Origin of the sequence: Microbacterium sp. MYb72, from assembly GCF_002979415.1 — a bacterium.
Lineage (GTDB): Bacteria > Actinomycetota > Actinomycetes > Actinomycetales > Microbacteriaceae > Microbacterium > Microbacterium natoriense.
Genome location: NZ_PCOT01000008.1, coordinates 133,541 through 145,250 on the forward strand (window position 1 = coordinate 133,541; position 11,710 = coordinate 145,250).

General features: G+C 70.3%; 13 protein-coding genes. 4 read left to right on the forward strand and 9 right to left on the reverse strand.

The window, feature by feature from the left end; genetic code table 11:
• Window positions 1-45: 45 nt before the first annotated feature.
• Complete coding sequence (gene argG / locus CQ047_RS06625; RefSeq protein WP_105673498.1) at window positions 46-1,491, reverse strand: argininosuccinate synthase; 1,446 nt, start codon at window positions 1,489-1,491, stop codon at window positions 46-48.
• A gap of 103 nt (window positions 1,492-1,594) precedes the next feature.
• Here argG and CQ047_RS06630 point away from each other — a divergent pair, with 103 nt between their 5' ends.
• The 3 genes from CQ047_RS06630 to CQ047_RS06640 all read left to right on the forward strand — a co-directional run bounded on the left by CQ047_RS06630 (window position 1,595) and on the right by CQ047_RS06640 (window position 4,242).
• Window positions 1,595-2,059 (forward strand): hypothetical protein, encoded by a 465-nt coding sequence (locus tag CQ047_RS06630; protein WP_105673500.1) that lies wholly within the window; start codon window positions 1,595-1,597, stop codon window positions 2,057-2,059.
• A gap of 148 nt (window positions 2,060-2,207) precedes the next feature.
• Window positions 2,208-3,179, forward strand: a complete 972-nt coding sequence (locus CQ047_RS06635; RefSeq protein ID WP_105673502.1) for an alpha/beta hydrolase — start codon at window positions 2,208-2,210, stop codon at window positions 3,177-3,179.
• Window positions 3,180-3,243: 64 nt separating this feature from the next.
• On the forward strand, window positions 3,244-4,242 hold the full coding sequence (locus tag CQ047_RS06640) for a hypothetical protein (protein ID WP_258132511.1): 999 nt from the start codon (window positions 3,244-3,246) through the stop codon (window positions 4,240-4,242).
• Window positions 4,243-4,258: 16 nt separating this feature from the next.
• On the opposite strand, the gene CQ047_RS06645 is transcribed toward CQ047_RS06640, so the two are convergent.
• From CQ047_RS06645 to CQ047_RS06675, 7 genes are read right to left on the reverse strand one after another with little or no spacing between them, the layout of a single operon-like run.
• On the reverse strand, window positions 4,259-5,392 hold the full coding sequence (locus CQ047_RS06645) for a hypothetical protein (protein WP_105673506.1): 1,134 nt from the start codon (window positions 5,390-5,392) through the stop codon (window positions 4,259-4,261).
• Complete coding sequence (locus tag CQ047_RS06650; protein WP_105673508.1) at window positions 5,386-6,147, reverse strand: hypothetical protein; 762 nt, start codon at window positions 6,145-6,147, stop codon at window positions 5,386-5,388. The genes CQ047_RS06645 and CQ047_RS06650 overlap by 7 nt, the downstream gene beginning before the upstream one ends.
• A complete protein-coding gene (locus CQ047_RS06655; protein WP_181155852.1) occupies window positions 6,144-7,205 on the reverse strand; it encodes a VWA domain-containing protein in 1,062 nt (353 codons plus the stop codon). The genes CQ047_RS06650 and CQ047_RS06655 overlap by 4 nt, the downstream gene beginning before the upstream one ends.
• Window positions 7,202-8,167: a VWA domain-containing protein gene (locus CQ047_RS06660; RefSeq protein ID WP_105673510.1), complete on the reverse strand. Its 966-nt coding sequence runs from the start codon at window positions 8,165-8,167 to the stop codon at window positions 7,202-7,204. The genes CQ047_RS06655 and CQ047_RS06660 overlap by 4 nt, the downstream gene beginning before the upstream one ends.
• A gap of 11 nt (window positions 8,168-8,178) precedes the next feature.
• Window positions 8,179-8,667, reverse strand: coding sequence for a hypothetical protein (locus CQ047_RS06665; protein ID WP_105673512.1), 489 nt, complete (start codon window positions 8,665-8,667; stop codon window positions 8,179-8,181).
• Window positions 8,654-9,541, reverse strand: coding sequence for a DUF58 domain-containing protein (locus tag CQ047_RS06670; RefSeq protein ID WP_105673514.1), 888 nt, complete (start codon window positions 9,539-9,541; stop codon window positions 8,654-8,656). Before CQ047_RS06670 ends, CQ047_RS06665 begins: the two co-directional genes overlap by 14 nt.
• An 8-nt stretch (window positions 9,542-9,549) precedes the next feature.
• Window positions 9,550-10,461, reverse strand: a complete 912-nt coding sequence (locus CQ047_RS06675; RefSeq protein ID WP_374954053.1) for an AAA family ATPase — start codon at window positions 10,459-10,461, stop codon at window positions 9,550-9,552.
• 101 nt (window positions 10,462-10,562) lie between these two features.
• On the opposite strand from CQ047_RS06675, the gene CQ047_RS06680 reads away from it, so the two are divergent.
• Window positions 10,563-11,528 (forward strand): hypothetical protein, encoded by a 966-nt coding sequence (locus tag CQ047_RS06680; RefSeq protein ID WP_105673518.1) that lies wholly within the window; start codon window positions 10,563-10,565, stop codon window positions 11,526-11,528.
• On the opposite strand, the gene CQ047_RS18995 is transcribed toward CQ047_RS06680, so the two are convergent.
• Window positions 11,529-11,710, reverse strand: a 182-nt coding sequence (locus CQ047_RS18995; RefSeq protein WP_219844596.1) for a hypothetical protein, incomplete at its 5' end; no start/stop codon positions are given. It lies immediately after the preceding gene.

Here is an 11,710-nt window from a genome sequence, read left to right on the forward strand (position 1 = left end):
GGGGCGGATGCCGCAGCATCCGCCCCCTCTTCAGCGACCGACGTGTCAGTCGGTGCCGGAGTCGAAGGCGGCGCCCTCTGACGCCGTGTCCACGGCGTCAGCCAGCGTCTCGTCGGCCTCGGAGACCGAGCCCTCGACGGCGCCGGTGATCTCGGTGGACTCGCCCGCGGTCACGCGTCCGACCAGCTCACCGGTCGCACCGCCGACGAGGCCGAGGCCCGCGTACTGCTCCAGGCGTGCACGCGAGTCGGCGATGTCGAGGTTGCGCATCGTGAGCTGGCCGATGCGGTCGACGGGGCCGAAGGCGGCGTCGCCGACGCGCTCCATCGACAGCTTCTCGGGGCCGTAGGAGAGGTTCGGGGAGACCGTGTCGAGGATGGTCCAGTCGTCACCGCGGCGCAGGCGGATCGTGACGGAACCGGAGATCGTGAGGCCGACCCAGCGCTGGATCGACTCGCGCAGCATGAGCGACTGCGGCTCGAGCCAGCGGCCCTCGTACATGAGGCGGCCGAGGCGGCGACCCTGCTCGTGGTACGTCGCGAGGGTGTCCTCGTTCAGGATGCCGTTGACCAGGCGCTCGTAGGCGATGAACAGCAGCGCCATGGCCGGGGCCTCGTAGATGCCGCGCGACTTCGCCTCGATGATGCGGTTCTCGATCTGGTCGCTCATGCCGAGGCCGTGGCGTCCGCCGATGCGGTTGGCCTCGTGGACGAGCTCGACCGGGTCGGTGTACTCGACGCCGTTGATGGCGACGGGGCGGCCGGCCTCGAAGGTGACGGTGACGTCTTCGGTCTCGATGGCGACCGAAGGGTCCCAGAACTTGACGCCCATGATCGGGTCGACGGTCTCGAGCGAGACGTTCAGGTGCTCGAGCGTCTTGGCCTCGTGCGTCGCGCCCCAGATGTTCGCGTCGGTCGAGTACGCCTTCTCGGCGGAGTCGCGGTAGGGGAAGCCGTGCTCGACGAGCCAGTCGCTCATCTCCTTGCGGCCGCCGAGCTCGGTGACGAAGTCGGCGTCCAGCCACGGCTTGTAGATGCGCAGGCGCGGGTTCGCGAGCAGGCCGTAGCGGTAGAACCGCTCGATGTCGTTGCCCTTGTAGGTGGAGCCGTCGCCCCAGATGTCGACGCCGTCCTCCTTCATGGCGCGCACGAGCATCGTGCCGGTGACGGCGCGGCCGAGGGGCGTGGTGTTGAAGTAGGTCTTGCCTCCGGAGCGGATGTGGAACGCGCCGCAGGCGAGGGCGACGAAGCCCTCTTCGACCAGCGCGGTCTTGGCGTCGACGAGGCGGGCGACCTCTGCCCCGTACTCGAGCGCGCGTCCGGGGATCGACTCGATGTCGTCTTCGTCGGGCTGTCCGAGGTCTCCGGTGTAGGTGCACGGGACGGCTCCCTTGTCGCGCATCCATGCGACGGCGACGGAGGTGTCGAGTCCTCCGGAGAAGGCGATGCCGACGCGCTCGCCGACGGGCAGGGACTGGAGAACCTTGGACATGCTTCCCAGTCTATCGGCGGCGTGTCGGCTGTTTCGGCGGGCGGGTGGATGCCGTCGGATCGGGCGTCTGCGCGCCAGGCGACGTGCATGTTTGACTGGGCTCATGGATGATCTTCCCCAGAGCGTCGTCATCGGCGGCGCAGAGTTCTCGCGTGTCGACTCCGACGATTCGATCGCGTGCTGGACGTCGACGATCGATGTCGACGGGAGCAGGTCCTGGTCGGTGAACATCGTCATCGATCCCGCGGCCGCGCCGGATGCCGCGGTGCGCGAGCGTGCGGCGACCGTGTGCTCGGGCTGGGAGGGGTACGTCGAGATCGCCGCCGACTACCTGCTCGAACGGCTTCGTGAGCCGCAGTTCGCCCTCGAACCCTCCGAGCTCGTGAAGCTGGACGCAGCGGAGTCCCCGTTCGACGCGCCTGAGGCGGTGATCTGGGGCGATGGATCCTGGATGCTGCGTTTCGCCGAGTCGAGCCTGGAGATGGCCGACCCGTTCGGCATCGGGGTGCGCTTCGAGGGGACGACCGCGACCGCGGTCGAGGACCTGTCGGACGCCGACCCGGTCTGAGCCGCTCGGCTCCTGGAGGGGCGTGCATCCGCCAGACGGCGGTGAGAGCCCTGCGGATCCGCCCCGGTTGGCGGGTTCCGCGTGGCGAGGATGGGCAGGATTCTGGCTGAACACCGCCGAGGTGGCGAGTGAGGACGAAGGAGTTCACATGACCGACACGATCGCGCGACCGCCGTTCGACCCCGAGCTCGAGGCGGCGCTGCTGCTCGCGGGGGGAGAGATCCCGACGACGCTCACCCTCGAGATGATCCCGTTCATGCGCGAGTCCATCGTCAGCGGCGAGGACCAGATGGCCGACCTTCTCGCTTCGCGAGGTTTCGTCTCGCGCGACGTCACCATAGCGGGGCACGGCGGCGACGAGATCGTCGTGAGCGTCGTGCAGAAGCAGGGGCGCACCGGTGTCGGCCCCGGCATCTTCCACACGCACGGCGGCGGGATGATCATCGGCAACCGCTGGCTCGGAGTCGACGGGTTCCTCGACTGGGCAGAGCGCTTCAACGGTGTCATCGTCACCGTCGAGTACCGGCTCGCACCGGAGTTCCCCGATCCGTACCCCGTCGAGGACTGCTACGCGGGCCTCCGCTGGACCGCGGAGCATGCCGACGAGCTCGGCATCGATCCGCGCCGGATCGTCATCGCCGGGGGCAGCGCGGGCGGTGGACTCGCGGCGGGTACGGCGCTTCTGGCGCGGGACCGCCGCGGCCCTGCGCTGCTCGGCCAGATGCTCCTCTATCCCATGCTCGACGACCGCGATGAGACCGTCTCGACGCGGCAGATCGACGGCGTGGGCCTCTGGGATCGCGGATCGAACGTCCTGGGATGGACGGCGCTGCTCGGTGATCGCAAGGGCACGGCCGAGGTGTCGATCTACGCCGCTCCGGCGCGGGCGGCCGATCTCGCAGGGCTCCCGCCCGCCTTCATCGACTGCGGCAGCGCCGAGGTGTTCCGTGACGAGGACGTCGCCTACGCCACCCGACTGTGGGAGGCGGGTGTGCAGGCCGAGCTCCACGTCTGGGCCGGCGGATTCCACGCCTTCGAGGCCTTCGCCCCCCAGAGCGCCGTGGCTCAGGCCATGCTCGCGGCTCGCGACAACTGGATGAACCGCCTGCTGGGAGCGTGATCATCACCCTGCGTCGGTCGTCGTGACCGGCGTAGGGTGGAATCCCCGCGCGATGGAGCCCGACATGCAAGACCTGCTGGGGCGGCTCACCGCCCTCGATCCGGATGCGAGCGAGACCCTCAAGGTCGTCTCCTACTTCGATGCACTCGTCGCGCGTTCGGTGGGTGTCGAGAGCATGCTGCGTGGCGCGGCGGTGCTCAGCGGCGCGACCGTCGGCCACCGCGACGGCCATCAGACCGTGCGTGTGCGTGCGGACGGGGTGCGCATCGACCCTGACGGGCTCGGCGAGCCGTGGCCGACGCGGAAGAGCGGACCGGATGCCGTGGCGTGGATCGAGCGCGAGGGAGAGCCGCACTCGAACGACGCGATGATCCTCGAACGGCTCGTCCTCGCACTCGGAATCATCCGAGCGCGGCGGACGATCGGACAGGAGAGCGCTGTCGAGCTGGCGATCAGCTCTTACGCGGGCGACGAGGAGCGCGCGGGAGCCGTGTCGCGTCTCCGCCTGGGAGAGGCCCCGCTGCGGGTGGTCGCCTCTCCGCCGGATCCGGCGCCACTGCCACAGCATCCGTCAGCCGTCGTGGCCACCAGGCATGGCCTGACCAGGGCGACGATTCTGCACTCCGGCATCGAGCCGATGGAGGCGTGGCGCGATCGTATGGCCCCGCGCCTCGGGATCGGGCTGACCACGGGCGCTGCGTCGACTCTGCCGACGTCGTGGTCGGCGGCGCTCATCGCCGTGCGCCTGACCAGCGAGGCAGACCCGGTGGTCGACGCCGCCGATCTGGGCGCGGCGCTGCTCCTGGCTGAGGCGGCGGACTCCACCCCGCCGCATCCGGATGCGGAAGCGCTCGCCTGCCTCGATGCTCGCAGCCTGGAACTGCTGGACGCCGTCGCCGATGAGCGCAGCGTCCGTGCGGCATCGGTCCGGCTCGGCCGGCATCACTCGAGCGTTCAGGAGCGGCTCACGGCGCTGATCGACGTCCTGGGGTACGACCCGAGGGCACCGCGGGGCCACACCCGGTACGCCCTCGCTCGGATGCTCCTCACCCTCTCCCGCTGAACCGGCTGAGGCCGACTCAGGGGAACCCCGGGTACTCCTCGAGCTTCTTCACGAACGCGTCGCGGTCGGCGTCGCTCAGCACGCCGCTCGCGATGACCGTCAGCTGCAGCCCTTCGAGCGGTTCGCCGGTGCGGGCGTTCTGCGCCTGCCGCGTGGTGAGGAAGCTGCCGTCCTGATCGTTCGACAGGTCGTAGATGTCGGCGTAGAACCGCAGGGGCTCCGGGTAGTTCTCGGAGTACGACTCCCAGGTGTGCTGGGTGCGCGGGTCGTCGCTGCCGTACAGCTTCGCCATCATCGACGGGTCGATGCTCGATGTCGAGGGGTCGTTGAACGCGTAGAGGCCGTACATCCCGTGCTGGATCACGACGTTCTGGATCACGCCCATCACGGCCGTCTTGCGGTCGTAGTCCTGGATCGGCTCGGTGGTCGCCCAGCTCGCGGTCGTGTACTCGCTGAGCATCGACTCGCCGCCGTAACCGTTGCGCTCCGGGCGGATGTCCTCGTCTCCGACCTGCACCCACTCGTAGCCGAACTCCTCCGTCAGAGCCGTGCGGATGTCGGTGAACAGGCTGTCCGCCGAGGCGCGCACCTCTTCGAGGGACTGCTGGTTCAGAGCATCCTGCGGGTCGGTGCCCTTGATGCCCGGGTACGCCTCCTCGTGCTTCTGCGCGTCGCTCTTCACGCCGTCGTAGGTGCCGGCTGCCGAGGTCCGCAGGGCGCTGATCCCCCCGACGGTGGCGACGTTGAAGAAGAGGGTGATGATCAGGGCGATGCCGCCCAGCATCCGCGCGCGTGCCGAGAACAGGGAGGCGATCACGACGCCGAGGACGGCGAGCTGCAGCGCGATCATGGTGATGCCGTAGAGGGCGTCCGTCGCCCCGGCGAGGAAGGTGCCGAGCAGGATCACCGCGAACAGGGCGGCGACGCCGAGCGTGACCCAGCCGAACGCCGAGGCCGGTCTCTTCTCCTCACCAGGAGCGGTCGCCCCCGCGGGGGATGCCGGAGGGACGGCCGGATACGGCGCACCAGGGGCGACCGCGGGGCCCTGCTGACGCCGTGCCCCGCGGTACCCGCCGGGCGGCGGCACGGGAGGGGCGCCCTCCGTGCCGGCGATGTAGCGCTGGCGCTGCTTCTCCCGGTCCATCACCATGGCCTGTCCGTCCCGGAGCCGCCGGGCTCATCGCCGTTCTGCTGCTGGTCGCGCTCCTGCGTGCCCTGCTCCAGCTTCTCCTTGAGGTCGTCGAGCTTGTCCTCCGAGGGCTGCGGCTTCTGGGGCTGCTCCTCCGGCTTCGGCTGCTGCTCCTGCTCTTGTTGCTGTTGCTGCTCCTGCTGCTTCTGCTTCAGGCGGTCCTCGAGGTCGTCCGTCGTCTTCTTCATGTCGCGGTCAGGGTCGGACGACTGCTTCTGCGCATCCTCGCTGTCGCACTCCGCCGGCGTCTCCGCGGTCACGGTCAGCGCCTCGCCGTAGAACTCGGCAGCGGCCGCGCCGTCGCCGCCCTCGCGTGCCGCGTCTCCCTGGCGCTCGATGACGAGAGCCAGGTTGATCCTCACGGTGCACACCTCGAGGCCGTGCGCGAGGGTCAGCGACTCCTCCAGCTTCGCGCGGGCCTCGGGGAGCTTCTCTGCCCCCGCGAGCGCCGTGCCGACGTTGAAGGGCGCCTTGTACGGCTCGAACCAGTTCAGGAACTCCTGGTTGCGGGCCGATGCCTCGGAGCCCGCGTAGTCGTCGACGACGTACGAGCTGATCGCCTGGTGGGCGAAGGCGTACATGCTCAGCAGCTTGCCCACGAAGAGCAGCGCGACGAGAACCAGGGGAAGGGCGCCGACAGCGACCCACCGGCGGACGAGTCGGCGCCGCCGGTTGGCCGCGAGGAGAGCGGATGCCGCCGCCTGTGCATCGGTCATGACTCACCGCCCGTGCTCTGGTCTGGGCGCGTCGTCCTGCTGCGCTCGCTCGGCGACCGGGGAGCCCCCGGCGCTCTCAGCAGCCGGAGTCGGGCGACGAGCATGGTGGCGCGCGCGAGCTCGACGGCGAGCAGCGCCATCATGACGAGCGCGGCGATCCAGTAGAGCTCGGTGGCGTTCCCCGTCTCGCCCGAGGCCGCGTAGCTCGTGGTCGTCGACGGAGCCGCGGGCAGCGTCGGTGCGGAGTCCGCCGTCCTGTGCTCGTACGGCACGCCCAGCTGCTCCGCGATCGTCGTGAGGTTCTTCTCGTCGATCACCGACGTCGCGTCCTCGCCCTGGTACTGGATGTACCCGCCGTCGGCCGAGGGGTCGACCCCGCCGGTGGTGAGGCGCATGGGCCCGCCCTCCTCGGTGCCGTAGCCGAAGACCGCGCCGGCATCCGTCCGCTTCGCGCTGCTGGCGAACGACTCGGGGGTCCCGCCGTCGGTCTGCTCGCCGTCGCCGAAGTAGAACACCATGCGGGAGCGGTCGGGAGACGACTTCGCGGCCTGCGAGAGGGTGTCGTCGAGCATCCGGTTCGCGATCCCGACCGAGCTGCCGCGCGACTGGCTGGTGACCTCGGGGCGCAGCACGTCGAGCGAGGAGATCAGCGCCGTGGTGTCGGTGGTGAGCGGCATCCTCAGATCGGCGGCCGCGTCGAAGGTGATGAGCGCGAAGCGCGCGCCGGGGTACTCCGCGACGATCGCCTGGATGTCGGCGCGCACGCCGTCGAGGCGCGGCTCACCGCCGTCCCAGTCCTCCGCGACGATGCTCGCGGTGGTGTCGACGACGAGCACGATGTCGGTGTCGGTCGCGAGGGTCTGCGTCGAGCCCCCGGGGATGCCGGGGCGCAGCAGCATCGCGAAGCACGCGAGCAGCATCACCAGCCGCATGACCCACAGCCAGCGCGGGGCGCGGGTCTCCTCGCTCCGCCGGGTCAGCACCCAGATGACGAGCGCGACCGCAGGCGCGAAGAAGAGCAGCAGCAGGAAGACGTTGAGGACGGGCTGGAAGATCACAGTCGCACCCTCCAGACCACGACGACGAAGGCGAGCGTCAGGATCATGAGCACGACGATCCACAGGTTCGGGGTGTCGGTCCAGACGACCCTGGCCTGCCCCTTGAGCGCGGTCGCCTCCTGCTTCTGCACCTGGGTGATGATGTCGCCGACCGTGGTGGTGTCGCGCAGGCCGTATGCCTGGCCGCCGGTGCTCTCGGCGGCCCGCGCGAGCTGGGCGCTCACGTCGGCGTCCTTGCCCTCGACCGGGTTGAGGGCGAACACCCGCACGCCGTTCGAGCCGGCGTATGCAGCGGCCTCGTCGAGGGTCACGATCGAGGCGCCGTTGATCTCGTTGTCCGTGGCGAGGATGACGGAGCGCGAGCGCTCGTCGTCGGGGTGGTCGAAGCCCATGGCGCACGCGGCGAGGCCGTCTCCGATGAGCGAGGCGCCGTCGCCGTTGAGGGTGCCGACCCAGTGCTCGGGGATCTCGTCGGCGTAGTCGAAGCTCTCGCGGATGCTCCGCAGGTGCTCCCGGATGAACGCGTAGTCGTCGGTGAGCGGGAAGACCTGCACCGGGGAGCTGTTGAAGATCGTGAGTCCGATGCGCTCGCCCTTGAAGCCGTCGAGCAGCTCCTCGAAGACGGAGAGGACCTCGACGTCGACCTCGCTCATGGACCCGGACACGTCGAGGCACAGCATGATGTCGCGGCTCGTGTTCACGGGCTGGATCGTCTGCGACGACATCGGCCTCGCCGCGACGGCGCCGGCGGCGAGCGTCGCGACCGCGCCGAGGATCAGGATGCCGGAGAGCCCGAGCACCCGCCGACGGAGGGCGGAACGGAACGTGGGCAGCGACCTCAGCCGCTCTGCGCGGGCGATGCGCGCCCGCTCTCCCGCCGCGGTGCGGGCGCGTGCGCGCAGACCGAGCAGCAGCCCGATCGCGACGGCGGCGAGCACGACCCCGGCGGCGATGAGGATCATCCACCCGTTCGCTAGTGCCATGAGCGCACCACCGTTCTGGCGGCTTCGGCGCCGGCGACCGGATCGATCGCGGGACCGGGGCGGAAGATGCTGGGGTAGTAGTGGCGCCCCATGGCGTCGATCAGCGCCGGGTGCACGCCGCGGGCGACGAGGTCGTCCAGAGCGAGCACGGGGGCCTCCAGTCCGCTGTACTCGTTCACGAAGGTGCGCACGACCCTGCTCAGCTCGAGGTTCGCATTGCGGGCGGAGAGCTTCCCTGCGCGGTAGTCGGCCTCGACGAGCTGGATCCGGTCGAGGTACTCGATGCGCAGCTGCGAGAGCACGTCGACGGTGAGCGGACCGGGGTGCGCGGCATCCGGCTGGGCGACCCCGCGGCGCGGTCGGGTCAGCACGATGAGCAGCCACGCGGCCAGGATGAGCACCGCCAGGATGCCGAAGGCGAGCAGAAGCCACCAGCCGGAGTACTGGAACGGAGGGTAGAGCTCGTCAGAGCCGGGCATGGGACCTCCGGTTGAGCAGCTGCAGGAGCTGCGTCACGGCGTCGTCCTGGCCGTCGAGAACGGAGTGGCTGATCTCCAGACCCTTCAGGGTCTCGGCGAGGCGCGCGGCATCCGCCTCGGTCTGCGCCGTGAGCTCGCGCACGATCTCGGCGTCTCCCTGCACGAAGTCGGGCACGTCCCACATCGTGTCGACGTCGCTGCGCACGGTGCGCGTCGCGTGGTCGAGCACGACCTCGGCGTCGCGCACCGTCAGCCACAGCACGTCGTGCTGCACGCGGAGGCGGCGCAGCATCCGCTCCGTGTCCGCGGTGACGGGCGCCTCATCGGTGACGATCACGACGATCATGCGGCGCGAGATCGTGCGCGTGATGAACGACAGCAGGGCGTCGCGGTCGCTGGGTGCGCTGCTGGCGTCGATCGCCGAGTCGATCGTGCGCAGCGCGTGCTCCAGGGCGCCCTCGCTGCGACCGGGAGCGAGGCGGCGGATGCCGGCGGCGTCGCCGTACACGGTCGTGAAGTCGTCGCCGTGGCGCAGTGCCAGCACGCCGAGGACACCGGCGGCGAGGATCGCGAGCTCCTTCTTCGATCGCTCGTCGTGCGCGAGGGCGCCCATCGAGCGGCCGGTGTCGACGGCGAACAGGATGGTGTGCATGCGCTGCGCCCTGTGCCGCTTGACCAGCGGAGTCCCCTGGCGGGCGGTGGCGCGCCAGTCGATGTCGCGCACCTGATCGCCGTACTCGTACTTGCGCAGGTCCTCGAAGTCGAGGCTGCGGCCGTGCAGCAGCGACGCGTAGGCGCCGTCGAGCGCGTGCAGCGACTTGCGCGACGAGTGGATGAAGAGCTTGCTCTTCACCTGGGTGATCAGGCTGGGCATGCGGGCTCTCAGGGGGTGGGCACGGCGGCGAAGATCTGGTCGATGATCTCCTCGCTGCGGATGCCCTCGGCGTCGGCCTCGAACGTCAGCAGCACGCGGTGGCGCAGCACGAGGTGGCGCAGCGCCCTGATGTCCTCCGGCAGCACGTGCGCGCGGCCGTTGAGGAGGGCGAGCGCTCGCGACGCCTGCAGGAAGGCGATGCTCGCGCGCGGGCTCGCGCCGTACTTGATGTACCGCGCGCGCTCCTCGCCGATGTACGGCGCGGGGTTCCGCGTCACGTACGACAGCGACACGATGTAGTTGCGGATGGCGGGGTCGACGTAGATGCGCGAGGCGACGTCCTGCAGCAGCCGCACGTCGTCGAGGCTCACGGCGCTCTCGACGTGCCGGTCGGGGTCGAGCACGCCCGAGTCGATGCGGCCGAGGATCTCGAACTCCTCGGCGGGGCTCGGGTACTCGACGATCTCCTTGAGCAGGAAGCGGTCCATCTGCGCCTCTGGGAGCTCGTACGTGCCCTCCTGCTCGATGGGGTTCTGCGTGGCGATCACGAGGAACGGCTTCGGCAGGTGGTGCACCTCCCCGCCGATGGTGGTCTGGTGCTCCTGCATGGCCTCGAGCATGGCGCTCTGGGTCTTCGCGCTGGAGCGGTTGATCTCGTCGAGCAGCACGAAGTTCGCGTGCACGGGGCCGAGCACCGTGCGGAACGATCCGGTGGCCGCGTCGTAGATCTGGTTGCCCGTGATGTCGCTGGGCAGCAGGTCGGGGGTGCACTGGATGCGCTTGAACCGCGCCTTGACGGTGTCGGCGAGGGTGCTCGCGGCGGTGGTCTTGGCGAGGCCCGGGACGCTCTCGAGCAGGATGTGGCCGCCGGCGATGAGCGAGATCAGCAGGCTCATGCGCAGACGCTCCTGGCCGACCATCTTGGCCGAGTACGCGTCGGAGACGACCTCGAGCACGCGCCCGGCGCGGGCGAGCTCGTCGGAAGAGGGGCCCTGAGCCGGAGGCGCGGCAGGGCCGTTCGATGCGGCCTCGGCCCGCGTCGCGGGGGCAGGAGGGGCCCGATCCCGACGTCGCCGCGCCCGCAGGCGCCAGCAGGAAGGACAGCCGCCACGCGGCCGAGTCGACCGCTGCTCTGCCCGCGGCAGGCGCGGTCGCGCGCGCACACGCCACCGTCGCCGGCTGGTCGCGGGGCAGGCGAACCCTTGCGATCGTCTCCGCCGTCGGCGGCGTCGGCCTGATCTCGGTCGGCCTGCTCACCTCGGGCGGCGGCGACCTGTCGGCCCTCGCGAACATCCCGGTGACGACCTACGCCGATCGCGCGCAGGCCGTGCAGGACACGAGCGTCCCGGGCGGCGAGTCCGACTCGGTCGACACACCGGATGCCGGTGAGAAGACCGTCGACGACGATCGGGCCGACGACAAGGACGGCGGCAAGAAGACAGACGCGCCGACGTCCGAGGCCCCCGGATCCGATGCGGCCCCTGGGACTCCCGGCGGAAGCGCCCCTGGAGGGGCGGATCCGGGCACGACGAACCCCGGGACGGGGACTCCGGGCACCGACCCGGGGACCACGCCGACGAATCCGGGCACGAACCCCGGGACCCCGACGAATCCCGGCACTCCGACCACCCCGACCAACCCGGGCACGAACCCCGGGACTCCGACGACCCCGACGACTCCGACCACGCCCCCGGCCCCCAAACCCCTCGGGTTCGCGGGACTGGAGAAGCACTACACGCTGAGCCTCCTCGGCATCAAGGTCCTCGGCAGCTACACGCTCACCGTCACCGGTCAGCCGGGGGCATCGATCTCGGTGAAGTACGGGTCCGTCAACGCCGGAAGCACGAAGTTCGACGCGAACGGGCGGGCATCCATCACCCTGGGCGCGTCACTCATCGACCTCGGCCTCTCCAACCCCACGATCCGCGTCTCGTACTCCGACGGCACGGCGGGCGCGGCCATCGAAGCACCCCGCGACTCGATCTGATCAGGAGCCGGATGCCGCGGCATCCGTCATGGGGACTTCTCTCCGGGACCATCCGGAGGAGACCCGGTTACGCTGGTGCGGGGGATCGTCGTCGTGTCCCCGTGCGATCGAGGAGACACTGATGAACGAGCCGTACGCGCCCGGCGCGGGCTCGAGGTCGGCTCCGACGCGTACTCGGCCAA